The following is a 23,997-nucleotide window of genomic DNA, read 5'->3' as shown; positions in this document are numbered from 1 at the left end:
GAGAGATTGCTTTGACTTTACTTAAACACGATGTAATAAATCAGTATAGTTTGGCATTGGCCAGTATTCATCACTAACAATAACTTCTACGCTATCTACAACAGTACGCAGTTTTTGCATTACAACTTTAATATCATCACGACATAAAACTGCGGTTTCTTTGGTAGAAAGAGAGTTTGAAAGTTCATGAAGCTTGCGTAGCTTTTGCTCAAGCTCGTTTGTTAATTTTGTAATATCGGTAATTTTATCAGAAAGCAATGTTAATTGATTGTGAATACTATCATTATCAATATTTGCCGCTTTTAATTGGTTATAACTTTGAGCAGTATCACCGACAAAACGGATAATGCTAGGTAAAATCTCTCGATGAATCATTTCTAACATGGTATTTGCTTCAATAGTTATAATCTTTGCGTAATTTTCAATCATTATCTCATGACGAGAATAACACTCCACTTCAGATAATACATTGAATTCTTTTAATACATTAATGTTTTTAGGATCAATCAGTGCACCTGCAGCTTCAATTGTATTTGGTAAGTTTGGAAGACCACGTTTGGCTGCAATTTCAACCCATTCGTCTGTATAGTTATTACCGTTAAAAATGACTCTTCCGTGATCACGCATGATTTCGGTTATGATATTTTTAACTTCTTTATCAAAATCGCTGCATGCCTCTAAACGACTAGAGATTTCACTAAAGCTTTTTGCAACAATTGTATTTAGTACATAGTTCGCACACGCAATGGAAGCAGAAGATCCGACCATACGAAATTCGAACTTATTTCCGGTAAAGGCAAATGGGGAAGTACGGTTACGGTCACTGTCATCTTTCTTTAATTTTGGCAGTGTAGCAACTCCGATAGATAGCATTTCTGCACTTTTCGAAATAGGATTGCTATCGTCTGCTATATGCTCAAGGATGGAAGTTAGTTGTTCGCCTAAGAAAATAGAAATAATTGTTGGAGGTGCTTCATGTCCGCCTAGGCGATAATCGTTACCAACAACCGCAGCAGACATTCTTAATAAGTCTGCATATTCATCAACTGCTTTAATTATTGCGGCAAGGACAAGTAAAAATTGAATATTTTCGTATGGAGTTTTGCCTGGGTCTAATAAGTTAATTCCATCATCAGTTGATAAGGACCAGTTATTATGCTTGCCGCTTCCGTTTACTAAATCAAATGGCTTTTCATGTAACAAGCAAGCAAGGCCGTTTTTCTTTGCGATAATGCGCATCATTTCCATAGTAAGCTGATTATGGTCACAAGCTATATTTACCGTCTCAAAAATAGGTGCTAATTCGTGTTGTGCAGGTGCAACTTCGTTATGCTTTGTTTTAGAAGTAATACCAAGTTTCCATAATTCTTCGTCTAGTTGACGCATAAATTCTGCAACACGAATACGGATACGTCCAAAATAATGGTCATCCATTTCTTGACCTTTTGGAGGTTTGGCTCCAAATAAAGTTCGACCGCAAATTTTTAAATCTAATCTTGATTCGTACATCTCACGATCAATTAAAAAATATTCTTGTTCTGCGCCAACGGTTGCGCTCACTCTTGTTGATGTATGATTACCAAATAGCCTGATGAGGCGTAAAGCTTCCGTTGAAATTGCAGCCATAGAGCGTAATAATGGCGTTTTTGTATCTAAGGCTTCACCGGTATAAGAACAGAAAGCTGTTGGAATATAAAGAGTTCCATCACGAACGAAAGCAGGTGAGGTGCAATCCCATGCGGTATATCCTCTTGCTTCAAAGGTATTACGAATTCCTCCATTTGGGAAGGATGAAGCATCAGGCTCGCCTTTGATTAGCTCTTTACCTGAAAAGTTCAAGACAACGCTACCATCTTTTTTAGGTGAAATAAAGCTATCGTGTTTTCCTGCAGTAATATTGGTCATTGGTTGAAACCAGTGTGTGAAGTGAGTGGCACCTTGTTCAATTGCCCATGTTTTCATAGCATTAGCAACTTCATCTGCAATTTCAGGATGTAAAGACTGTCCTTCATCAATAGACTGTTTTAAGCTGGCGTAAATGTTTGCTGGTAATCTTTCTTTCATAACACGGTCATTAAAAACTTGGCAACCAAACGAAGTAAAATCAAAACTCATATAGCGAGTACCTCCAAAATTTTATCAGTCTAATAATATTATTTCCATATATAAAGTAAATTTGATGTAAAGGAGAAACCTTCACATCAAATTTGTGTGTAAATTGAATCTCTTTACAGTAATGTAATTCCATGGTTTGCACAAGCCTCGATCATTTCGTTAGACCAAGTAGAGGCTTGCACCTCGCCAATATGTGCTTTTTGCAATAAAACCATACAAATACGGGATTGACCAATACCGCCCCCCATAGTAAATGGAAGTTCTCCATTCAACAATTGCTTGTGGAACTCTAAAGAACGTCTTGCATTACAGTTTGATTCATTTAATTGTTTATCTAAGGATTCTGGGCTTACTCGAATACCCATAGAGCTAATTTCGATTGCACGGTCCAAAATAGGATACCAAATTAAAATATCACCATTTAAGTTCCAATCATCATAGTCAGGCGCACGTCCGTCATGCTTTTGACCACTTTTTAATAAACCGCCTATTTGCATTACAAATACAGTTTTATGCAATTTGCAAATTGCATCTTCTCTTTGTTTCGGAGTTAATTCAGGATACATATCCTCTAATTCCTGAGAAGTAATGAAGAAAACATCTTCGCAGATAAAAGGCTTCATTTGGGGAAAAGCTGCAATTAAATGGTTTTCACTTTCTTTTAAAGCTTTCACTATTCTTTTTACAGTATCTTTCAATGTGATTAAGTTGCGCTCTTCTTCTGTAATGATTTTTTCCCAGTCCCATTGGTCAACATAAACGGAGTGAAGATTATCTAGTTCTTCATCACGTCGAATTGCGTTCATATCAGTGTAAAGGCCTTTACCATGCTCAAATCCGTAGCGTTTTAGTGCAAGTCGTTTCCACTTTGCAAGTGATTGTACAATTTGAACATCCTCTTTTGTTTCAAGAATATCAAACTCGACCGGTCGCTCAATTCCGTTTAAATCGTCGTTAATACCAGAAACGGCATTCACAAATAAAGGGGCAGAAACTCTTGTTAATTGTAAATTATTTGCAAGGTTTCTCTCAAAGTTATCTTTAACGGTTTTAATTGCAATTTCTGTTTCTAGAATATTCAGCAAAGAATGATACTCTGCCGGTAGGATTAGACTACTTAGTCCCATATCCTCGTGCCCCCTTCTGTTTTTTATTTTCTTAATCTTATCATTATTATGCTATTTTTGCAAGACATACAGATGCTGATGCCATATTTTTTACCTTTTTCACATACATATTAAAAATGCAATGGTGATGTTTAGCTATTTTTATTTTACAAAAGTTACAATGCGGTTGATTAACAAATTATATAATTGTATAATAATAATTGCGAAGCGATTATTATTATATTCTATTGGTGTCTTAATTATTTTGCTTATAAAACATATTTCGCTAAATGAATTTAAAAATGAGAGTAGATTGCGGAATAAACGAAAGTATTCAATATAATATTATAATGTATGAAAAGCGAGACACATACAATAAAACAATAGAACAGAATTCGGAGGTCTTTTATGTACGACAAAATTGCAGCGTTTTATTCTTTTTTAAAAACAAAAAAGGTAGCATTCATTGGGCTTGGAGTAAGCCATAATGATTTAATTAAGTTAATGCTTAAAAAAGGAATTGATGTAACGCTACTTGATAAAAGAGAAGCAGACGCAATCGGCGAACAATATAATGAGTTAAAAGACGAAGGGGCAAATTTTTGTTTAGGCAACGATTATCTTGCAAGCTTAACTGATTATGATGTAGTATTTCGTTCACCGGGTGTATATTTCTTTAAAGATGAGCTGATAAAAGCTCGAAAAAATGGAGTTGTCATTACGAGTGAAATGGAAGTTTTCTTTGATTTGTGTCCTTGTAAGATATATGCAGTAACGGGTTCTGACGGAAAAACTACCACAACCACGCTTATTAGTGAAATGCTAAAAGTAAGTGGCAAAACAGTTTACATTGGTGGCAATATTGGTAAAGCGTTATTGCCATTAGTCGAAGAAATGAAACCGGAAGATGTTTGCACTGTGGAGCTTTCCAGCTTTCAATTGATTTCTATGAGACAATCGCCTGATGTTGCTGTGGTAACCAATATTGCTCCTAATCATCTTGATGTGCACAAGGATATGCAAGAGTATATTGACTGTAAAGCAAATCTACTTGCACACCAAAATGCATTTTCTAAAACAGTTTTAAATTTGGACAATGAACTTGGATATAGCTTAGAACCATATGTAAGGGGACAATTAAGCTGCTTTTCTCGACAAACCAAACCAAAAGAAGGCACATTCTTGGACGAAAACGGAAATCTTTGCAAAGTTCATGATGGAAATACTCGAATTTTGTTCAACAAATTGGAAATTAGGCTACCTGGTATACACAATGTAGAAAATTATCTTGCTGCAATTGCCGCTGTTGGTGATGAAGTTAGCGACCAAACCATCCTAAAAGTAGCAAGGGAATTTGGTGGCGTAGAGCATCGTATTGAATTCGTACGTGAGATTGATGGTGTAAAATATTATAATGATTCAATCGCATCAAGTCCAACAAGAACAATTGCAGGTTTAAATTCGTTTGAGCAAAAGATGATTATTATTGCAGGCGGATATGATAAAAAAATACCATATGAACCATTAGGCCCTGTTTTAGTAGAACGAGCAAAAATTTTGATTTTATTAGGAGCAACAGCGCCTAAAATTGAAAAGGCAGTTCGTGATTGCGAAAATTTTGAAACAAGCGGCTTACAGATTGTTCATGTATCAACATTAGAAGAAGCAGTTGCCAAAGCAAGAGAATTAGCCCAACAAGGCGATGTAGTAAGCTTATCTCCTGCTAGTGCAAGCTTTGATTTATATAAGAACTTTGAAGAACGTGGGAAGCATTTTAAACGTATCGTAAACGAAATGCAATAAAGATAAAAATGGAGGATTGTAAACAATGCAAGAAATCAAAAACAATTTAAAAGAATTATGCTTGTCTGTTGGCGTTGTAGGGTTAGAAAATATTGCAAGCCAAAAAGCAGCAGAAATCTTAAAGCAATATACCGATGATGTAACCATTGATTATTTTGGTAATGTAATCGGTATGATTAAATCCAAAAAAGAGAATGCAAAAACGCTATTATTAGATGCTCATATTGATGAAATCGGTATGATAGTAACTTCAATAGATGATAAAGGCTTTGTGAAAGTTGCAAGCTGCGGCGGCATGGATAGAAGATTATTAGCTGCCCAAGAAGTAACCATTCACGGTACCAATAAGGATATTATCGGTATTGTTGGTTCTAAGCCGCCACATCTTGAAAAAGGTGAAGAAGCAACTCAGGTTCCTGAAGTGGATAGCATCTTCATCGATATTGGTTATACCAAAGAACAAGCTGAACAATATATCGCATTGGGGGATCGTGTAACAATCAACTCCACTTTCCAAGAAATGTTGAATAATCGAGTAAGCGTAAAAGCAATGGATGACCGTTCCGGTGTTGTTTCTATTTTAGAAGCACTTCGCTTACTAAAAGGAAAAGAACTAGATGTCAATCTTGCAATTCTATTCTCTTCTCAAGAAGAAGTTGGAGGTACAGGTGCTCGTGTTGGCAGTTATGGTATCAGTCCTGACTATGCAATCGCTATAGACGTAAGCTTTGCCTACACATCAGATGCGGATGAGCATAAATGTGGTAAAATGGGCAAAGGCGTTATGATTGGCGTTTCTGCGTTATTGGATAAGAAAATGTCAGATGACCTAGTTGCAATTGCAAAAGAAAAAGAAATCAACCATCAAATTGAAGTAATTACCGGTCGTTCTACAGGAACAAATGCGGATTCCATTCTAATTACCAAAGGCGGTGTAAAAACTGCTGTATTATCCATTCCAGAAAAATATATGCATACTCCAATTGAAATGGTTGAAGTAGGAGATATTGAAGCAGTAGCACAGTTAATTGCAGAATATGCACAAAAGGTTGGTGAATTAGATGTTTAATAATATAAAAAAGCTATGCGAATTAAACGGTATTTCAGGAAGAGAAACAGTTGTTGCAAATGAAATTATCAATCAAATTAAAGGAATTGCAACAGAGATTCAAGTTGATAATTTAGGTAACGTAATTGCATTTAAAAAGGGTAAGAAAACGCCTAAAAACAAGATTATGTTAAACGCACATACAGATGAAGTCGGTATGATAGTAACCGGCATTACAGATGATGGCATGCTTCGTTTTGCTACTGTTGGCGGCGTAAATTCTAAAGTTATTATCGGTCGCAGCGTTCGTGTTTCAGAAAAAGAAATCGTTGGCGTTATCGGAACAAAAGCAGTTCATATGCAAACTGCTGACGAAAAGAAAACTGCAGTACCTGAAGACAAGCTATATATTGATATTGGTGCAAAAGATAAAGAAGATGCAATGCAGCACGTTGCATTAGGCGACAGCGTAACCTTTGTAGGTAACTATGTTGAATTTGGCGATGGCTTTATCAAAGCAAAAGCAATTGATGATAGAGCAGGTTGCGCAATTTTAATTGAAATTATGAAACAAGATTTAGAATACGATGCTTACTTCGCATTTGTAGTACAAGAAGAAGTAGGCCTTCGTGGTGCGAGAGTTGCAGCACATACAATAGAGCCTGATGTTGCGATTGTCGTTGAATCCACAGCAAGCGGTGATGTAGCAGATGTAAGCGGAGCTGATCGTGTTACGGTTATGGGCGAAGGTGCAGTAGTAAGCTATATGGATCATTCTACTATTTATGATAAAGGTTTATATGATTTAGCATTCAAACTTGCGAAAGAGCAAAATATTGCTTGCCAAACAAAAACAAAAATTGCAGGCGGCAATGATGCTGGTGCAATTCATGTTTCAAGAAAAGGTGTTCGTACAGTAGCGGTATCTATCCCAAGTAGATACATCCATTCTCCATCCAATGTTGTGAAAAAGGAAGATGTTACTGCAACTTATCAGTTGGCTTTAGCACTAACAAATACAGTAGGCGAAATTTAGTTTACTAAGGAGACTTATGTTCAAAAGGCTAACCGATCAACAAAGGGATACGATAGAACAAGCAGATTCATTTTCGCCTAATATGCTGAAAATAAAAGCTTTATTTCAAGCATACGGAACACAATATGATTTTGTTCGTTTTTATGCAAATGATTCAAAAAATGCAATTGTTTCAATACAGGATAATTGTGCAACTTTATATTGTAAAGATGATTCTGATTTAGAAGAAGCTTGTGAGTTTATATCCATGCTATCCAACGAGGTCTTGAGTGAACAACCACTACGGTTAGCAGGGTACCAAGAAGAAATCGGAAACATCTATGTTTGTCATAGATTTGAAGATGTTACACTTGATCCTCTTTCTCATGAAATACAAGATGCTTATCAAGTATTAAGCCAAGTTTTTTCAAATGATATAAACGACAAAAATTATCCAAGATGGTATACGGAAATATCGCATCGTGTTCGTCATGGAGTATCAAAAGTGTATACTTATCAAAACCTATGCTCTGCAACAGCTTATTGTAATATTGATGGCCAGTTGTTCATTACACAATTAGCGACAGTAGAGCATGCAAGAGGACAAGGGTTGGCAAAAAAATTGCTTTATCATATTGCTACCCATGAGAAAAATGTAAACCGAATTGTGTTGTTGAGTCAAAATAAAGTGAGTGATCAATTTTATCAAAACATAGGTTTTACTTTTTTAAAACATTGGTATTTTTATAATCGAGAAGAAAATAAGCAGTATTTAAGTAATTGTGTCTATCCTTACAAACTCCCTCAGTCTCGCACTGCTCGCCATGCTCCCAACAGAAAAATGCTAAGCATTTATCTGTAAAAGAGGGAGCCAAGAAAAAGCCTTTCTCTTAGAGGAAGGTGGCACGACGAAGGAGTGACGGATAGAGTGAAAAGTATTATTAGGAGTAAAGTATGTTAAAAGAACAGTTTTCTATTAGTGATGAGCTATTACAATTAAGTAAAAAAGCAGAAGAACGTTGTAAAGAGGCATTCGCTCGTATAGATGAGATTCAGCTTTATAACGAAGCAAAAGTATTGAAGGCTTTTTCAGCGTGTAAAGTAAGTGAAACACATTTAGCAGGAAGTACAGGCTATGGTTACGGCGATAGAGGCCGAGAAGTGTTAGATGAAGTATTCGCAATGGCACTAGGAGCAGAAGATGCGTTAGTGCGTCATAATTTTGTATCCGGTACACATGCTTTAACTGTAGGTTTATTTGGTTTGTTGCGAGCAGGTGATACCATGGTATCCATTACAGGAAAGCCATATGATACAATGGAAGAAGTAATCGGTATTCGTGGCGAAGGAAATGGTTCATTAAAAGATTTTGGTGTTCATTATAAACAAGTGGATTTAACAAATTCAGGTGAGCCTAATATTGACGAAATTAAAAAAGCTGTGGTTGGAGCAAAGGTGGCATACATACAACGCTCTCGTGGCTATTCATTAAGAGAATCATTGACAATCGCAAAGATAGCACAGCTTGTATCGGCTTGCAAAGAAGTGAATCCCGAAGTCATTATCGTTGTAGATAATTGTTATGGTGAATTTGTTGAAAAACAAGAACCGGTTGAAGTAGGGGCTGATTTAATCGTTGGTTCATTGATTAAAAATCCTGGTGGTGGAATTGCACAAACCGGAGGTTATATAGCAGGAAGAAAAGATTTAGTTGAGCTATGTTCTTATCGCTTAACTTGCGTTGGAATGGGAAAAGAAGTTGGATGTACCTTAGATCAAAGTCGCGGAATGTTTATGGGTATTTTCTTTGCTCCTTCCGTTGTAGCAAATGCAATCAAAACTTCTGTGTTTGCGTTAAGCCTATTTGATAGCATGGGTTATAAAGTATACCCAGCATTTGATGCTTATCGTACAGATATTATCGCTGCAATTGAATTAAAAACACCTGAAAACCTGATTGCATTTTGCCAAGGAATTCAAAAAGGTTCACCTGTTGACTCTTTTGTTACACCTGAGCCTTGGGAGATGCCTGGGTATGAAAGTAAAGTTATCATGGCAGCTGGTGCATTTACCATGGGTGCTTCTATTGAATTATCAGCTGATGCTCCATTAAGAGAACCATATGCCGTGTGGCTGCAAGGTGGTCTTACTTACAATACAGGAAAGCTTGGAATATTATTAGCGGCCCAACAAATGATGAACTTAAAGTAATATGCAATTTACAAAATAGTGAGCTTTTTTTCACGAGTATGACATACTTTCTTTACAAATAAAATTGACAGGGTGTTATAATAAAATTGTACTTTTGGTAATCGAACGAATGATTACTTTGCAAACGAAAGTACACTCCACCCTCCTCAAAATATAGAAAAATAGCAATGACAGGAACTACTTTTTGTGTTCCTGTCCTCTTGTATTTAATAAGTAAAAAAACTTTACAAATTGCTGAATAAAGTACTTGAAATTTCAATAAAAACAAGTTATACTACATTTATAGGACAAAGAATGGTGAGGGGAAAGTTTGAGAAAACCGTTGATTTTCAAAATTTGAAAATGCTTTTAAATAAGAATGCCAATTATTTCGACTTATTTCGACGGTTTAATTTCAGATTCGCTAATTTTCTTAAGACTCCTTACCTATATGAAAAGGAAGATTATTTATGAAAATTCTTGCACTTGACATTGGCGGAACTGCAATTAAAGCCGGCATTACCGACGGAACAGGAAAAATCTTTGATTTAAAAGAGTATGAAACCAACGCAAAAAATGGTGGTCCTTATGTAATGCAAAAAGCAATTGAAATTGCAAAATCCTACGAAGATTTTGAAGCAATCGGTATCAGTACAACCGGACAAGTTGATTCAAAAAAAGGCGTTATAGTATATGCAAATGAAAACGTTCCAAACTATACGGGTATGGACGTTAAAGCAATTTTTGAAAATGAATTTCATGTTCCTGTCAGCGTTGAAAATGACGTTAACTGTGCTGCGATTGGTGAAACTCATTATGGAGCTGGTCGTAATCATAATGATTTATTATGTATTACTTACGGAACAGGAATTGGCGGTGCGATTATTGTGAATCGCCAAATTTATGGTGGAAGTAAAGGGCTAGCCGGAGAATTTGGCCATATCATTACTCATCCTGATGGAAAGCTTTGCGCTTGTGGACAACATGGCTGTTATGAGCAATATGCCTCTACTACTGCTTTAGTTCGTGCAGCAAAAGAGTATCGTGAAGATTTAACTTCCGGAAGAATTATTTTTGCTGAGTGGCAAAAAGGCGACGAAAAGATTAAAGAGATTGTTGATAATTGGATTGATGAAATTGTATTTGGATTAGTAACGCTGATACATATTTTTAATCCAAGTGCATTGATTCTTGGTGGCGGAATTTTATCCGAGCCATATGTTGCTGATGGAGTGAATACAAGAATTTACAGCAAGGTTATGGATAGCTATAGCAATTTTGAAATTGCAAGAGCAGAAATGAAAAATACTGCAGGCCTTTTAGGTGCTGCACATATTGCATACAAAAATTTAAACCAATAATATAGTCACAATTCTTTTTGTGATTATATTTAATAATCACAAGGAGGATAACATATGAATCAAGTAACACCACCTGAAATTAGTGGCACACTCCGTAAATTCATGGTTAAAGTACCAACTGTAATCGAACAGTGTAGCGGGATTAAATTTTTTGGAAAAACAATTAAATCGATCGTATTCAGTACTGATATATCTATTTTGCGTAATGTAAACGGCGATGCGATTATTGCTGTATATCCATTTACCCCTCAGCCTATTATTACTCAAGCTGTAATGATGGCAACGGATAAGCCGGTTTTTTGCGGCGTTGGTGGTGGCTTGACACAAGGAAAACGTGTGCAAAACTTAGCGCTTCATGCTGAGTATCAGGGCGCATCAGGCGTTGTATTAAATGCACCAACTTCAAATGAAGTTTTAAAGCGCGTTGCTGATACTGTTGATATTCCCGTTATTATTACTGTAGTAAGTGAAAATGAAGATATTGCTGCTCGCATTAAAAACGGTGCAACAGTATTTAATGTTTCAGCAGCAGGCAAAACACCTGAGATTGTTGCACAAATTCGATCACAATATCCTGATGTTGCAATTATTGCAACGGGTGGACAAAGTGATGATTCGATATTAAGAACAATTGAAGCAGGCGCAAATGCAATTTCTTGGACACCTCCAACAAACGGAGAGATTTTTAAAAAGATTATGCAAGCCTACCGAGAAGGCTTGCCACATCCATAAAGAGAGTTGAACGGACACGAAAGTGTCCGTTTTTTGTATCACTTTAATTTGATAAGGGTAATTTAGATAAAGCTTACTTGGAATTATCAAATAGGAATGATATATTGGCGCTTGTTTTAGGAATAATTTTCATCGTTGCTATTGTGAATATCTTGCGATATAATAAAATAAGAATTGGCCGTAACGTTTGCTTTCAAAGAAGCATATATTGCCGTTTTAATTAAAACGATGGAGATAAAAATGAACGAAACACTTCAAATGTTATTAATTATATGTCCTTTTGTGTTTACTGCAGGATTTGTGGATGCAGTAGCAGGGGGCGGTGGCATTATCGCACTTCCGGCTTACTTATTTGCAGGATTACCCGCTCACTTTGCAGCAGGATGTAATAAATTTTCTTCAAGCTTTGGCACTTTGGTTGCAACTTTGAAATATATTAAAAGCGGAAAAGTTCGATTTCGCATAGCAATTTATTCTGCAATTGGCGCAATGGTTGGTTCTTATATTGGTACAAGTCTTGTATTATTTATCAAAGAACCTATTCTTCGAATTATGATGTTGGTTGCTCTTCCTCTTGTTGCAGTCTTTTTGCTGTTTCAAAAGAAGCTTGGTATTGAACCAATTGAAAAACAGTTTTCAGCAATGAAGCAAGCAATCATATCAATTGTAATTGGCCTTTTTATTGGGTGTTATGATGGCTTACTTGGACCTGGAACAGGAACTTTTTTAATTCTCGCTTTTTCGGGAATACTAGGATTTGACTTAGTATTATCCTCTGGTTGTGCAAAAGTTTCGAATTTAGCTTCCAATATTACTTCTATGATTATTTTTTTAATTGGGGGAAAGGTCTTATTTTTACTTGCAATACCTGCGGCAGCATGTAGTATGTTCGGGGGATATCTTGGAGCACGGTTTGCAGTAAAACATGGAGCAAAATTTGTTCGATATATTATGTTTGTTGTCTTAGGATTGCTATTTATAAAAACGGCATACGACTTTTTTATTAGATAAGAATAGGATGATAATATGAGATTATTTATTGCAATTCAATTTACAGAAGAAATAAAAGATAGTTTGATTGACACAATAACCAAGCTAAAGCGACATACAAAACAAGGTAAATTCACATTCAAAGATAATCTACATCTTACATTGGCTTTCATAGGTGAAACAGCTAAAGTTTCTGCGATTCAGCAAGCAATGAACGCTGTCAATGTAAATGACTTTACATTAAAAATGAGTGGAATTGGCAAATTCAAACGTGATGGTGGAGATATCTATTGGATAGGAATTAACAAAAATCAAGATTTAGTTGGTTTACAAAAACAATTATGCCAAGAATTAATCGATAGAGGCTTTGCATTAGAAAATCGTGAGTACAAGCCACATCTGACTATCGGTCGTGAAGTAGTGGTATTGGATGATTTCAATGTGAAAGAATTTGAAACAACAATTTCATCAATGCAAATGAATGTGAATAAAATAAGCTTGATGAAATCAGAGCGAATTTATGGAAAGCTTGTTTACACCGAGATTTATGCAAAGGAATTAAATGGAATGTAAGAGAAATAGGATTAGAGTAAGCAAAAACGTGTCATATGAAAGTATAACACGTTCCAACTTGTAGAAAGACCAAAAGCGCAAATAAAAGCTGAATTTTAGAAGAATTTAACTTGCGAAAATTGTTTTTACTAAAATGACATATAACAACATATGAGTTTTTATCAAATGGTAATCGCGTGGAACAATTGCTGGTCGCATAACGATTTTACTAGAAATGATCTATGGGAGCCAATAAAAATAATATAGTACAAGCTGAAACTTTTCAACTTTGTACAAGTATAGGCGCGATGTCATATAAAAAAACAATTTTGAGAAACAAAGCATTTTTTATCCATGCTTTTTGGGGCGATTGCCAAAAAGCATGGTCAGGCTTGGGCGGATAGCCCAATATTGATATAGCAAGAATCCGACAAATATATTGCAAATATCAAATAATAAATTACTTTATCAAAATAAAAACGTGTCATACGAAAGTATAACACGTTTTTTATATGAATTTATTTATTTAACCAGTTCATGTAATCAGTATAAAGCTTTGCTGAAGAAGGATGTCCTGCAAAAGCCTTGGAATCAGGCTTGTTCATCATGCCTTGATATTGATAAGCTAATATTTTATCAACATAAGGAGAAACAGCTTCTATTTGCTTTTTAATACGAGAGAATTCAGCAGGCAGTAAAGCGCTTGAATATACATCGCCTTCAAATTCGAACAACTCAATATCTGCCCATAATGCTCCACGCCCGGCTTTATCATGAACCTTTTTTAAAGCTTCATAAAATGCGGCACTCTCTTCAACTTTTGTTTTTTGCACACCAATTTCATCTTGGTAAGCAACATAATCAATGTCGATTCTTTCTAATTGGTCAATGTATTTATCATCTGCTTTTACTAAGCGTGTTCCATATGGTGCAATCAATGTTTTGTAGTTTGGATTTAGTTGATGTGCTTCGTTACTATATGTATTCACATAGCGTATAAAGTCCTCTGAAAAATAACCGTTAATACAAGTTTCATCAGGAAAATACCAACCGTGTAAGCTTTTATATTTACCATATTGCTCGGCAATTTCATTCATCGCTTGCAATCCACGTTTGGTAACTTCTTTATCTACCATATTGATTTGAGGATGCATCCAATCCCCATAAAATCCAGCGCTAATAAACACTTTTAGATTACTTTCTTCTGCTTGAGATAGCAGTACTTCTAAAGGATTTTTACAAGTTAAATCTGCTTTAGGGAAAATAGAAGTATCATAATAGCAGTTAAAATCGAGTGCAGTTGCAAGAAGTACAATGTATTCCATACCTGTTCCCGCAATTTCTTTTACTTTTTCACGCCATTTCTCTTCGGTAAAGTTTTTGGATTCATTATTCCAATAGATACCTTCTTTTTTGCTGTGGTGTTGAAATTCAAACCAAGTGCCTTGAATTGATTTTGTCATAATCCCCACTCCTCATTTTTGTTCCGAAAATTCTATGTAAACTAAATATACCATTAGAAAGACAATAAGTAAACACTATTTTAAGCAAAAATAAAAGGCTCAAATCGGAAATCATCTCCTTTTTGAACCTTTTTACGATTATATCGTTTCTTGCTTTCAATTTTTTTGGTTACAGGGTTACATATGCCCCAAGAACCACGTTGTTGGTTGTTTAATTCTTTTTGCACTTTTTTACTCAGCTTTTCTTTGGGAATAAACTTAATTTGTTTTGACATAGCTAAGTTCCTTTCCATTTATATTATAATACATAGAATGATTATTATAAATATAGTATACCACATAATAGTATTCTGTTACAATATAATTGTTTTGGTATTGCAATTTCATGTAAAATCCTATATGATTTATTTAGTATTTTTGGTTAGGGGATATAATTTATGAAAAGAAAAAATATTATTTTTATTTGTACAGATCAACATAGAGTTGATACACTCTCTTCTTATAAGAAAGATACAATTTGCAAAACACCAACTTTTGATGAATTAGCAAGTCAAAGTGTAGTTTTCGATAATGCATACACTACTTGCCCTGTATGTACACCTGCAAGAAGTTCAATGCAAACAGGTTTATATCCATCCAAAACAGGTTTGGAAACAAATTCTTATCAAACAGGTGCTAGAACTCATGAAATTCAAGATACTCCTTTTTTGTTAAGTCGACGATTAAACAGTATTGGTTATCAAGCAGGCTTTACCGGTAAATGGCATCTTGGGGTTGGTAAAGATAAAACAGCTTCTGAAGAAGGTCAATGGGTAATTCAAAATCTTGATAAAGGATTTATGGAAAGCGCAGCATATTTAGGTTATGGAAGTTTACCAACTGATGTAGGCTATATTGGAGATGATTTTCCTGGCCATGGTTGTGGCGGTTGGAGATACAATGAATTCAAGCAATATTTAAAAGATAATGATTTAGAATTAGAAATTATTAACCAAACAAAAGATAAGCGACCTGGTGACCATTCTACTGTGGGCGAAGTAACGTCTCCTATTGAATCCACAATTGAATATTATCTTGTAGAACGAGCAAAGTCAATTGTAAATCATTTATTGGAATCAGATAAACCTTTTTTTCTCAATGTAAATTTTTGGGGACCACATGAGCCATTTTTTGCACCAACTAAATATCTTGATTTATATCGTAATGTCGAAATTCCACAATGGGAAAGTTTTAGCGAAGATACAACAAATGCGCCCCGCATTTATGAATTGCTTCGACGCCCAGAACTAGATTGGAGCTTTTTCCAAGATACTTTAAGACACTATTATGCTTGCACTACCCATATAGATGCGCAAGTTGGAAGATTTATAGACTACTTAAAAGAAAAAGGAATTTATGATGATACAGTTATTATTTTCTCAGCAGACCATGGAGATAATCAAGGCTGTCATGGTGGATTAGAGAACAAATCGTATAGTATGTATGATGATACAACTAAAATTCCACTTTATATGAAACCGGCAATTGCTGATTATGAAGGCTACACGCAACATGCATTGGTTGGAACATGTGATATTTATGCAACGATTCTTCAAATGGCGGGTTATAACCTAAATGATTCGTTTGGCTATGGTGACGGTCGTCCGCTAACGGGCTTCATTGAAGATAAAAATCAACCTTGGTGTGATGAAATTGTAACCGAAGGTATGGGGGCATTTAGTATTGTTGTTACACAACGTATGTTTAGAAAAGGCAAATATAAGTATGTATTTAATGGTGCAGATCAAGATCAGTTGTTTGATATGGAAGTAGATCCAAACGAATTACATAATTTGATTGACAATTCGGATTATGTGGAAATTTTATTATCTTTAAAAAATAGCTTTGCAGATTGGATGACAGAACATAACGATATTATTAGAGATTCATTTTGTAAATTAAACCGTATTAAAGAATGGAAATTAGTAAAATAATATTGATGCAATTACAATTTATGTTATAATAATTTTATAATAAAACTGATTGGGAGGATTTAAAATGCCTTTTATTCAAACTAAAGTGAACGTAAAAATTGAAAAAGCACAAGAGGAACGAATCAAAACCAAACTTGGGAAAGCAATTGAATTGATACCGGGAAAATCTGAAAATTGGCTTATGTTAGGTTTTGAAGATGAGTGCAGTTTATATTTCAAAGGAAGTAACCAAAAACCAATTGCATTTGTTGAAGTAAAGCTATTTGGAAAAGCAAGCAGTGATGCATACAACAAACTAACAGCAGCTATAACTGATATTCTTGAAGATGAATTAAATATTGCAAGTGACTGTTGTTATGTTAAATATGAAGAGGTATCAAACTGGGGCTGGAACGGAAATAATTTTTAGTCGGTGGCAAAACCTTATAACAACATATAATGATAGAATGGAGAATTATTATGATTATTACAACAACACCAAGCATTGAAGGAAAAAACATTGTTGAATACAAAGGAATTGTATTTGGAGAAGTTATTTCAGGTGTAGACTTTGTAAAGGATTTCGCTGCTGGGTTAAGCAATTTTTTTGGCGGCCGTTCTAATACATATGAGCAAGAGCTACTGAATGCAAGAGAAAATGCATTAAGTGAGATGGAAACTCGTGCATACCAAATGGGTGCTAATGCAGTAGTAGGCGTTGATATTGACTACGAGGTATTAGGAAGTAACAATGGTATGTTAATGGTAACTGCTTCCGGAACTGCAGTTAGATGCGAATAGGCAACACTATGAACTATTTTAACGATAGCTTAATAGCTATGCAAGAGCTGTATGGGCATGACATTCCAATGTCACTTGCTACCGTTTCTGATGGAAAGCCAAATGCAAGAGTAGTAAACGTTTATTATAAAGATAAATCATTTTATATTACATCATATGCGTTAACTAATAAAGTAAAAGAAATCATTGTTAACCCAAACGTCGCATTAAACCATAATCTGTTTGTTGCTCATGGTACTGCAGTTAACATCGGAAATCCTTTAGAAAATTCGAATAAGGGAATTCGAGATGAATTAAAAGAGGTGTTTTCTGCATTTTATAATAAGCATGTGAATGAGCAAGACCCGTATACTTGTATTATCAAAATAGAGCTTGAAGATGCTCTTGTATTTGCAAATAATTTTAAGTACTGTATTGATTTTGTTAACGAAACGGCAACTCGTGAAGATTGTGTAGTAGATATTGTATGAAAGTAAATGAAATAGGATTTACTATGATAAAAGCAATTGAATGCGATAAGGAGATTTATGAAAGTTAAAATTGTATTATGTATTTTGCTTATAAGTATAGCTTTATCATTTATCGGTTGCAATTTTAAAAAGAATATCAACTCAAAAGAGAATTCCTATTCATCAAATAGCATTACAAAGACTGAAAATTCAAGCTTTTCAAATGAATTGCAATCAAAAACGCCAATCAATCCACAAAATTATCAAGCCTTACTTGGAAAAGGAATGGATGTTGATTGGTCAAAAACGCAACAAGGTAGAGAAAATTATAGTAAGAAAGCTGTAGAAGACTTTGCTAAAGCGGGAGTGAAGCATGTTCGTATTCGAATTGCTGATGATGCTGATGACCGTCTTTTTGAAACATTAGATAGACAAATTAAGGATTGTTTGGATAATAACATTATTCCAATTGTTGCATATCAAGCCGATGAGCTTAAAAATGATCCTTCAAAAGGCAACATAGATAAGGTTATATTGTGGTGGGGTACTGTTGCCAAGCACTATCAAAATATCTCTTCTTATGTATCATTCGATTTAATGATTGAGGTTACTGATGCATTGAATAAACAACCTCAAGCTCTGAACAATATATATGAGCAATTAGTTGCTGAAATACGAAAAACGAATCCGACCAGAATAATAATGATATCGCCAAGAATGCGTTCGGATCCGGCTTATTTGAATGAGCTTAAAATACCAACGAAGCATAATAATTATTTGATGGCTGAATGGCATTTCTATGCTTCCGGTCCAAGTAAAGAAAACGAAAAGAAACTTTGGACAACGGGAACACCTTCAGAAAAACAGCTGATTTTAAATAAGATTCAACTGGCTTTAGAGTGGCAAAAAAAAGCAGGGATTTCTACGTGGGTTGGTGCATGGATGCCGGGAGATTATAATGAAGGAAATACTTATTCCATTCAAGAGCAGGTAGCGTTTGCTTATTTTGTAACAAAAGCTTTAACAAATGCAAAAATTCCATTCGCAGTTAATTCAGATACAAAGTTCTATGATAGAGAACAAAATATATGGATAAAAACTATGAAACCCGTATTTGATGCTATTTATTAAATTAAGCTCCAAGAAAATTTCTTGGAGCTTAATTTTATTCATTCGAATGCTCCTTTTTATATGTTAAATAAATATTAGCTAGTTTTTTGAAGTCAGGTCTTCCCGCAGAATCCATTAAATAAGCCTCTTTATTTGAATCACGTTTTCTGTTTTTATTTAGTTCTGAGATAATTTCTTCAGCATTATAAATTCCAACACCATGGCCATAGTAAAAGTCTTTGCTTAAATCAATTGTGTTTTCACCTTGCCATTCTGGAGTAACCGGATCAACATCGGGATTAGCAAAATAGCGTCTGTCACCAGGTAAGTATACAGTTGCAGGTTGCATTTGCCCAACATCAGATAAAAGACGAGGTATATGATGCCAGTTCATCAATGTGATATCACTAAATGCTTCATTAAACAACGGTTCAGGATAAACGGAAAGCAATGCTTTTAAATAAACAATAATCATAGCTGTGGCACATTCTGATGCATAGAGCTTTCCATTCACATAAATATCTTTAATTGCATCACTTGGCTTAGCTCCTTGTTTTAATCGTAATCCTCCATTGCTTACACGCTCCCAATATGTAGGGTTGCCTTTTGATTTACGAAATACAGCAAAGGAAAAATCCGAATTATTCAAATCAACCGCAGCCTGAACAATAGCTCTACGTAATGCAAGTTCAAATTTTAATTGATCAATTGATTGGTAACGAAAACTGGAACTACTATCACCAAGAGCCGTTAGAATGATGGATTCAAGACTGCTTTGTGGATAATCTTTTAAAAGTGTCTGTGTTTGGGTTAATTGATTTCCAATTGTTATCATACTCGTTAAACCTCTCTCGTTGAATTTCTTGCAATATCCAGTTGCTGAGAAACGGGAAAACTCATAAATCGGTTATAAGCTTCTTGGCTTTGTTTATTAAGTGTATGGGCAAAATGAGATAATAGTATTTGGTCTTCAATCGGTTTGTTTTGAAACTCCATGAGGTGATTAGCCTCATTTTCTGTCATTTCTGGATTCCCCTGAACAGGTTTAGTAAGGTATTTTGCATTCATGTCCACTTGAAATACTTGTGGCTTATTTGTCTTTTGAAAAAATTCATCTGTGAATGAAAGATAAGGCTTATTTTCGTCATACCAATTCATAAACATGTAATAATACTGTTCAGGGTTATCTGTTTCAGGCATATCACAGTGTAGCAATTTGCATGTTAATCGGATATCTTTTGGATTTTTGGAGCGAAAATGCTCTGCAATATAGGCTAAAGCCTCATGATTGTTAGAACGAAAATACGCCCAAATTAAATCATGATAAAATGTGCCTTTACGGTTTCTGTCGTAGATCAGCTCACAAATTTGAGGTAAAATTGTAGTTTCTTGATAATTGTGAATGAGCAATGATACTACACCATCCATAATCTCGTCGTAGTCATCATTGAAACCATCTTCTGCTATTCCAGTTTCAAACATCCATATTAAAATAGGGTAATAGGAGTCTTTGTTTTCGTAAGAGTAGGGAAATACCCGAGCTTGCAGCTTAAAATTTCTTTGGATATGTGCGCAAAGCTTTAAAGCACAAATATTACGTTCGTTTAACTCTTCAAATAAATATAATTTTTTTATAACAGGTAACGAAAAAAATAGCCAAGGAAAGGGGATAGAATGATCATTGACAAGTTCAATTGCTTGGTCTTGATTTTGGGTAAATAAGGCTTCCAGAGAATTTTGCAATGCATGTACTCCTTGTTCTTTCCGTATTTGAGATAGCTTTTCTATTAAATTGCTCATATTAAGTCCCTTTCTATATGTAATATAATTACGGTTACTTTATCATATTAAGAAATTTCGAAATTGTTTCTTAAAATTAAAAAACTCGCTTAAAATAAGCGAGTTTTAGCATGTTGATAACCATGGCCAGGTTTGGGCGGATAGCCCAATATAAAATCAACCTTATTTTTTACAATATTCTTTGATAGCTTGGCTCATAAATTGTGCAAGACCTTTTTTATGTTGGTCGATGTTTTTTGTGAAGCGTTCGTCAGCTACATACATTTCACCAAGGCCGGCTAAAATTTCATTGGTACATTCATAAAAATATTTTGTAATATAATCTTTCCAATCTGCAACTAGCTTTTGTACTTCTTCACTTGCAACATCTTGATTCATTGCACCAATAAAGCCTTGGTATATTTTTTCTGCAGCTAATCCAACATTTTTCCAATCGGAATGATTATATTTGCTTGTTTTTTCTACACTTTCTTGATATGCTTTGGTCTTCCCATATCGTTCCTTAGTCTCTACTGCATATTGTTTTTGTGCAGCTTCAATTTCACTCATATCAAATTCTTTGAAACTCATATTGTTTCCTCCTTCTAAGTTTAGGTTGATTAAATCAATTAGTTGGGATAATCGATTTTGTTTGAGTATGAGAAGCTCTTTTTGCTTTTTTAATGCATCGGTTTTATCAAATGACGGCTGTTCAAAGATATTTTTTATTTCTTTTAGCGGAAAATCAAGCTCTTTGAAAAACAAGATTTGTTGTAGTCGTTCTAGATCTGCAGTATCATAGAGTCGATATCCAACATTTGTGTATTCACTAGGCTTTAGCAAACCGATTTCATCGTAATAATGAAGGGCACGTATACTAATTCCCGTTAACTTTGAAACTTCATGAACAGTCTTTTTCATAATTTACTCCTTGGTATTTTCTTCTCATAAGTATAGCATAATCTATTACGTAACGTAAGAGTCAATACTTTTTATAAATATTATAGAAAAATGGTTTGCTGTATACTTCTTTATCATAGTTTTAGAAACTTTACTTAAAAGCTATCATATAATAAAAAGAGTACATTTTTATAGAATTATTATGAGGTGAAGTGCGAATGAGTAAATTTGATAATATGAATATGGAGCAAATGAAGGAGTATTATAATAATCAAATGTTGGACTACTATCAAAAATCAAAAGGAAAGGCAAACGGTCAGCCGAAAGTAGTGAATAGAAGACATACATATGATCCTAATGATTACGAATTAGCAGTACCTGTTATGGAGTCAATGACACAGCAGGAGGCACCGCCACGTCCACAACAAGTCATCCCACAAACAAGGCAAGCTATACCGACACCGGCTACCCCAACGCCAGCACCTCCTCAATCAACTGCGTCAATTGAAGAGCAATATCAGCAGTTTGCAAGAGATTTTCCTGCAAAAGGAATGCTGAAAGCACAAGCTTTTACGGCAAGAAGAACTTATCCGGTTGAGAATGTAACGGTAGAAATATCTAAAAAATTTGGCGAGGAAAAGTATGTTATCGCAACTTTAAAAACAAACATCGCAGGCCAAACAGAAGCCATTTCTCTTCACACAGTAGATAAAAATCTATCAGAGGCGCCGAGTACTGAAAAGCCGTTTGTAACTTATGATTTAAAAGCTACTCATCCTAATTTCATGACGGCAAATTATTATAACATTCCGATATTTGATGGAATAATATCTACACAAGCTATTGATTTAGTCCCTATGGCAGCAGCACCCGAAGGTATGACAGAGTCAAGCTTTTATGAAAGACAGGACGATTTATAAAGTATATGGCTCACAAAAGTGATAGTAATACTCATTCAATTGTCGAGGTTAACATAATTAAAAACAGCAATCGAAGCATCAATCGATTGCTGTTTTTAATTATGTTATGGATGGGATGTTGCTTGATAGAATAATAACGATAGTTCCAAAGGAAAATGTAATTGGAATTAGATAAGCCTCTTCGCTAAAAGAAAGCACCTTATCGTTATCAATGCATTGAGGAAGAATTTCAAGTTCCATTTGTCGTGAATCAGACATATTTACCGTAAATAAACCATTATGGAGATTTAAAAATTCAGCTACAGATGCAAGAATATACTCATTCACTTCTATAAATTCCTCGTTTGCAAACCGATTTGCGAATTGTATGAAAGTTTTTTCATCTGAAGTAATAGCGGTAAACGCTTGAAATGCACCTGTGATACTTTGCGATGTTATGCAATCAATATGTATTTGCTTTAATGGTTGGGGTTTCAGGGGAATAAAATCATCACCAATAAAGCGAATGATATTTTTAAATAATAAAGTTATATAGTCGGTATAGCTTTTCGTATCTTCTAATGAGTCGAATTGATAAAAATCGTTAATGATTGTGTGAATTTTTGAATTTTGTATATCAGTAAAATCAATATCGGTAATGGAATGTTTTCTTTCATATGAGTTTAAAGCGTATTCAAATTCTTCGTTGGTCATATATTTTAAATCGATGAGTGCTTGACCTAGTGATAAATGAGAGGAGGTTTGCTGAGCTAATAAGCTTAATACTTGTTCTTTGTTTAAAAATCCCATATCACAAGCAAGATCACCAAAACGTTTATCTGTTTTTCCTTGAGCAGTATGCACTTCGTCAACTTGTTTTGCAGTCATATATCCGGCGTTAATTGCTAAAACTCCTAGTTTCACTCGGGTTGTTTTTTGTATGGAAAATGCCTTTGCCAGTTGTTGACCGGTGATAAAATTTTGATTCAAAAGAAAGTTACCGAAAAACTGAGTGAACATAGCTTATTTTCCTCCGTTTATAAAGTTTTCAAGGATTTTGCGAATGAACTCATTTTCAATAGGCTTTTGTACAAAGTTAAAAGCACCTGATTCAATAGCCTGTTGTAAGTGTGATTGAGTACCAACAGAAGATACCATAACAACTTTTGCGGATGTATCAAAATCTAGAATTTCAATTAAAGCATCTAATCCGGTTTTAACAGGCATAACAATATCCATAAAAACAAGATCAGGCTTACTTTCCTTGTATTTTTCAATTGCTTCTTGACCATTTACGGCCTCATAAATTTCAGAGCAGCCTAGTGAAGTTAAAAATTTTTTTAAGTTTTTGCGTACAAGAATCGAATCATCACAGATTAAAATTTTAATTTCATTCATTGTCATAACCGTTCCCTTACTTTCTTATGATATTTAAAATATTTTACTATATTATATAATAATAATTTTACATTAACAAGACTTTTTATGTATTTTATCCAAAAGTTAATAATCGAACTAAATTATGGTTTCTTTCTAATTTGATATTATAGTAATGAGTTGTAGCGATATAAACTTGATTTTACTATCATTTATGATTTAACCACATAAAACAGATGTATTAAAATAAAGAAATATGTAAAGGGATTCAAGATTATTCACATATTAAGATTGCTTTGGTTCATACTACAGATAGAGAATTTGCCCCAAATGTTTTAATGAAAATTGCATTAAA

Annotated in this window: 24 protein-coding genes; 15 read left to right on the top strand and 9 right to left on the bottom strand. The window is 34.5% G+C overall.

Going from position 1 to position 23,997, the window contains the following annotated elements:
• Positions 1–21 precede the first annotated feature (21 nt).
• The gene (locus RBG61_RS04230; RefSeq protein ID WP_307946075.1) at positions 22–2,115 is read right to left on the bottom strand and encodes a glutamine synthetase III; all 2,094 of its coding nucleotides are present in this window, start codon (positions 2,113–2,115) and stop codon (positions 22–24) included.
• A gap of 113 nt (positions 2,116–2,228) precedes the next feature.
• Positions 2,229–3,242, bottom strand: coding sequence for an aspartate--ammonia ligase (gene asnA, locus RBG61_RS04225; protein WP_307946074.1), 1,014 nt, complete (start codon positions 3,240–3,242; stop codon positions 2,229–2,231).
• Positions 3,243–3,629: 387 nt separating this feature from the next.
• Here asnA and murD point away from each other — a divergent pair, with 387 nt between their 5' ends.
• The 9 genes from murD to thpR all read left to right on the top strand — a co-directional run bounded on the left by murD (position 3,630) and on the right by thpR (position 12,933).
• Complete coding sequence (gene murD, locus RBG61_RS04220) at positions 3,630–5,024, top strand: UDP-N-acetylmuramoyl-L-alanine--D-glutamate ligase (RefSeq protein WP_307946073.1); 1,395 nt, start codon at positions 3,630–3,632, stop codon at positions 5,022–5,024.
• Positions 5,025–5,049: 25 nt separating this feature from the next.
• Entirely contained in the window at positions 5,050–6,093 is a 1,044-nt protein-coding gene (locus RBG61_RS04215) for a M42 family metallopeptidase (RefSeq protein ID WP_307946072.1), read from the top strand.
• On the top strand, positions 6,086–7,108 hold the full coding sequence (locus tag RBG61_RS04210; RefSeq protein WP_307946071.1) for a M42 family metallopeptidase: 1,023 nt from the start codon (positions 6,086–6,088) through the stop codon (positions 7,106–7,108). Before RBG61_RS04215 ends, RBG61_RS04210 begins: the two co-directional genes overlap by 8 nt.
• 16 nt (positions 7,109–7,124) lie before the next feature.
• Positions 7,125–7,949, top strand: coding sequence for a GNAT family N-acetyltransferase (locus RBG61_RS04205; RefSeq protein WP_307946069.1), 825 nt, complete (start codon positions 7,125–7,127; stop codon positions 7,947–7,949).
• A 92-nt stretch (positions 7,950–8,041) separates the two neighbouring features.
• Positions 8,042–9,298, top strand: a complete 1,257-nt coding sequence (locus RBG61_RS04200) for an aminotransferase class I/II-fold pyridoxal phosphate-dependent enzyme (RefSeq protein ID WP_307946067.1) — start codon at positions 8,042–8,044, stop codon at positions 9,296–9,298.
• Positions 9,299–9,747: 449 nt separating this feature from the next.
• The gene (locus RBG61_RS04195; RefSeq protein WP_307946066.1) at positions 9,748–10,638 is read left to right on the top strand and encodes an ROK family protein; all 891 of its coding nucleotides are present in this window, start codon (positions 9,748–9,750) and stop codon (positions 10,636–10,638) included.
• 54 nt (positions 10,639–10,692) lie between these two features.
• The gene (locus RBG61_RS04190) at positions 10,693–11,370 is read left to right on the top strand and encodes a hydrolase (protein WP_307946064.1); all 678 of its coding nucleotides are present in this window, start codon (positions 10,693–10,695) and stop codon (positions 11,368–11,370) included.
• Positions 11,371–11,610: 240 nt separating this feature from the next.
• Positions 11,611–12,381, top strand: coding sequence for a sulfite exporter TauE/SafE family protein (locus tag RBG61_RS04185; RefSeq protein ID WP_307946063.1), 771 nt, complete (start codon positions 11,611–11,613; stop codon positions 12,379–12,381).
• Between the two features lie 15 nt (positions 12,382–12,396).
• Positions 12,397–12,933: an RNA 2',3'-cyclic phosphodiesterase gene (gene thpR, locus RBG61_RS04180; protein WP_307946061.1), complete on the top strand. Its 537-nt coding sequence runs from the start codon at positions 12,397–12,399 to the stop codon at positions 12,931–12,933.
• Positions 12,934–13,430: 497 nt separating this feature from the next.
• On the opposite strand, the gene RBG61_RS04175 is transcribed toward thpR, so the two are convergent.
• Positions 13,431–14,375: a DUF4434 domain-containing protein gene (locus tag RBG61_RS04175; RefSeq protein ID WP_307946059.1), complete on the bottom strand. Its 945-nt coding sequence runs from the start codon at positions 14,373–14,375 to the stop codon at positions 13,431–13,433.
• An 80-nt stretch (positions 14,376–14,455) separates the two neighbouring features.
• Positions 14,456–14,650: a hypothetical protein gene (locus RBG61_RS04170; protein ID WP_307946057.1), complete on the bottom strand. Its 195-nt coding sequence runs from the start codon at positions 14,648–14,650 to the stop codon at positions 14,456–14,458.
• 162 nt (positions 14,651–14,812) lie between these two features.
• Here RBG61_RS04170 and RBG61_RS04165 point away from each other — a divergent pair, with 162 nt between their 5' ends.
• The 5 genes from RBG61_RS04165 (at position 14,813) to RBG61_RS04145 (ending at position 18,708) form a co-directional block, all read left to right on the top strand.
• Positions 14,813–16,348 carry a sulfatase-like hydrolase/transferase gene (locus RBG61_RS04165; protein ID WP_307946056.1) on the top strand — a complete coding sequence of 512 codons (1,536 nt, stop codon included), beginning with the start codon at positions 14,813–14,815 and terminating at the stop codon, positions 16,346–16,348.
• 64 nt (positions 16,349–16,412) lie between these two features.
• The gene (locus RBG61_RS04160; protein WP_307946055.1) at positions 16,413–16,757 is read left to right on the top strand and encodes a phenylpyruvate tautomerase MIF-related protein; all 345 of its coding nucleotides are present in this window, start codon (positions 16,413–16,415) and stop codon (positions 16,755–16,757) included.
• A 50-nt stretch (positions 16,758–16,807) separates the two neighbouring features.
• Positions 16,808–17,128, top strand: coding sequence for a putative heavy metal-binding protein (locus RBG61_RS04155; protein ID WP_307946054.1), 321 nt, complete (start codon positions 16,808–16,810; stop codon positions 17,126–17,128).
• An 8-nt stretch (positions 17,129–17,136) separates the two neighbouring features.
• Positions 17,137–17,598, top strand: a complete 462-nt coding sequence (locus RBG61_RS04150; protein ID WP_307946053.1) for a pyridoxamine 5'-phosphate oxidase family protein — start codon at positions 17,137–17,139, stop codon at positions 17,596–17,598.
• 57 nt (positions 17,599–17,655) lie between these two features.
• Complete coding sequence (locus RBG61_RS04145; RefSeq protein WP_307946051.1) at positions 17,656–18,708, top strand: glycoside hydrolase family 5 protein; 1,053 nt, start codon at positions 17,656–17,658, stop codon at positions 18,706–18,708.
• A gap of 34 nt (positions 18,709–18,742) precedes the next feature.
• Here the strand turns inward: RBG61_RS04145 and RBG61_RS04140 are convergent, their stop codons facing one another.
• The 3 genes from RBG61_RS04140 to RBG61_RS04130 all read right to left on the bottom strand — a co-directional run bounded on the left by RBG61_RS04140 (position 18,743) and on the right by RBG61_RS04130 (position 21,387).
• Positions 18,743–19,522, bottom strand: coding sequence for a protein-glutamine gamma-glutamyltransferase (locus tag RBG61_RS04140; protein WP_307946050.1), 780 nt, complete (start codon positions 19,520–19,522; stop codon positions 18,743–18,745).
• A 5-nt stretch (positions 19,523–19,527) separates the two neighbouring features.
• Positions 19,528–20,487 carry a hypothetical protein gene (locus tag RBG61_RS04135; protein WP_307946049.1) on the bottom strand — a complete coding sequence of 320 codons (960 nt, stop codon included), beginning with the start codon at positions 20,485–20,487 and terminating at the stop codon, positions 19,528–19,530.
• Positions 20,488–20,649: 162 nt separating this feature from the next.
• Positions 20,650–21,387 carry a MerR family transcriptional regulator gene (locus tag RBG61_RS04130; protein WP_307946047.1) on the bottom strand — a complete coding sequence of 246 codons (738 nt, stop codon included), beginning with the start codon at positions 21,385–21,387 and terminating at the stop codon, positions 20,650–20,652.
• Between the two features lie 197 nt (positions 21,388–21,584).
• Between RBG61_RS04130 and RBG61_RS04125 the strand changes: the two genes are divergently transcribed.
• Positions 21,585–22,286: a hypothetical protein gene (locus RBG61_RS04125; protein WP_307946045.1), complete on the top strand. Its 702-nt coding sequence runs from the start codon at positions 21,585–21,587 to the stop codon at positions 22,284–22,286.
• Positions 22,287–22,385: 99 nt separating this feature from the next.
• On the opposite strand, the gene RBG61_RS04120 is transcribed toward RBG61_RS04125, so the two are convergent.
• Positions 22,386–23,285: a chemotaxis protein CheX gene (locus RBG61_RS04120; RefSeq protein ID WP_307946043.1), complete on the bottom strand. Its 900-nt coding sequence runs from the start codon at positions 23,283–23,285 to the stop codon at positions 22,386–22,388.
• 3 nt (positions 23,286–23,288) lie between these two features.
• Positions 23,289–23,669 carry a response regulator gene (locus tag RBG61_RS04115; protein ID WP_307946042.1) on the bottom strand — a complete coding sequence of 127 codons (381 nt, stop codon included), beginning with the start codon at positions 23,667–23,669 and terminating at the stop codon, positions 23,289–23,291.
• Between the last annotated feature and the right edge of the window lie 328 nt (positions 23,670–23,997).

This window comes from Paludicola sp. MB14-C6 (assembly GCF_030908625.1).
Classification (GTDB): Bacteria; Bacillota; Clostridia; order Oscillospirales; family Ruminococcaceae; genus Paludihabitans.
The sequence above is the reverse complement of the archived record's forward strand: the minus strand, read 5'-3'. Positions and strand labels throughout refer to the sequence as shown.

Coding starts and splice junctions, on each gene's coding strand:
- RBG61_RS04155 (WP_307946054.1), top strand. CDS start 16,808: ATGATTATTACAACAACACCAAGCATTGAAGGAAAAAACATTGTTGAA.
- murD (WP_307946073.1), top strand. CDS start 3,630: ATGTACGACAAAATTGCAGCGTTTTATTCTTTTTTAAAAACAAAAAAG.
- RBG61_RS04130 (WP_307946047.1), bottom strand. CDS start 21,387: ATGAAAAAGACTGTTCATGAAGTTTCAAAGTTAACGGGAATTAGTATA.
- RBG61_RS04210 (WP_307946071.1), top strand. CDS start 6,086: ATGTTTAATAATATAAAAAAGCTATGCGAATTAAACGGTATTTCAGGA.
- RBG61_RS04125 (WP_307946045.1), top strand. CDS start 21,585: ATGAGTAAATTTGATAATATGAATATGGAGCAAATGAAGGAGTATTAT.
- RBG61_RS04200 (WP_307946067.1), top strand. CDS start 8,042: ATGTTAAAAGAACAGTTTTCTATTAGTGATGAGCTATTACAATTAAGT.
- thpR (WP_307946061.1), top strand. CDS start 12,397: ATGAGATTATTTATTGCAATTCAATTTACAGAAGAAATAAAAGATAGT.
- RBG61_RS04215 (WP_307946072.1), top strand. CDS start 5,050: ATGCAAGAAATCAAAAACAATTTAAAAGAATTATGCTTGTCTGTTGGC.
- RBG61_RS04175 (WP_307946059.1), bottom strand. CDS start 14,375: ATGACAAAATCAATTCAAGGCACTTGGTTTGAATTTCAACACCACAGC.
- RBG61_RS04135 (WP_307946049.1), bottom strand. CDS start 20,487: ATGAGCAATTTAATAGAAAAGCTATCTCAAATACGGAAAGAACAAGGA.
- RBG61_RS04145 (WP_307946051.1), top strand. CDS start 17,656: ATGAAAGTTAAAATTGTATTATGTATTTTGCTTATAAGTATAGCTTTA.
- RBG61_RS04205 (WP_307946069.1), top strand. CDS start 7,125: ATGTTCAAAAGGCTAACCGATCAACAAAGGGATACGATAGAACAAGCA.
- RBG61_RS04160 (WP_307946055.1), top strand. CDS start 16,413: ATGCCTTTTATTCAAACTAAAGTGAACGTAAAAATTGAAAAAGCACAA.
- RBG61_RS04150 (WP_307946053.1), top strand. CDS start 17,137: ATGAACTATTTTAACGATAGCTTAATAGCTATGCAAGAGCTGTATGGG.
- RBG61_RS04165 (WP_307946056.1), top strand. CDS start 14,813: ATGAAAAGAAAAAATATTATTTTTATTTGTACAGATCAACATAGAGTT.
- RBG61_RS04195 (WP_307946066.1), top strand. CDS start 9,748: ATGAAAATTCTTGCACTTGACATTGGCGGAACTGCAATTAAAGCCGGC.
- RBG61_RS04230 (WP_307946075.1), bottom strand. CDS start 2,115: ATGAGTTTTGATTTTACTTCGTTTGGTTGCCAAGTTTTTAATGACCGT.
- RBG61_RS04140 (WP_307946050.1), bottom strand. CDS start 19,522: ATGATAACAATTGGAAATCAATTAACCCAAACACAGACACTTTTAAAA.
- RBG61_RS04170 (WP_307946057.1), bottom strand. CDS start 14,650: ATGTCAAAACAAATTAAGTTTATTCCCAAAGAAAAGCTGAGTAAAAAA.
- RBG61_RS04185 (WP_307946063.1), top strand. CDS start 11,611: ATGAACGAAACACTTCAAATGTTATTAATTATATGTCCTTTTGTGTTT.
- asnA (WP_307946074.1), bottom strand. CDS start 3,242: ATGGGACTAAGTAGTCTAATCCTACCGGCAGAGTATCATTCTTTGCTG.
- RBG61_RS04190 (WP_307946064.1), top strand. CDS start 10,693: ATGAATCAAGTAACACCACCTGAAATTAGTGGCACACTCCGTAAATTC.
- RBG61_RS04120 (WP_307946043.1), bottom strand. CDS start 23,285: ATGTTCACTCAGTTTTTCGGTAACTTTCTTTTGAATCAAAATTTTATC.
- RBG61_RS04115 (WP_307946042.1), bottom strand. CDS start 23,669: ATGACAATGAATGAAATTAAAATTTTAATCTGTGATGATTCGATTCTT.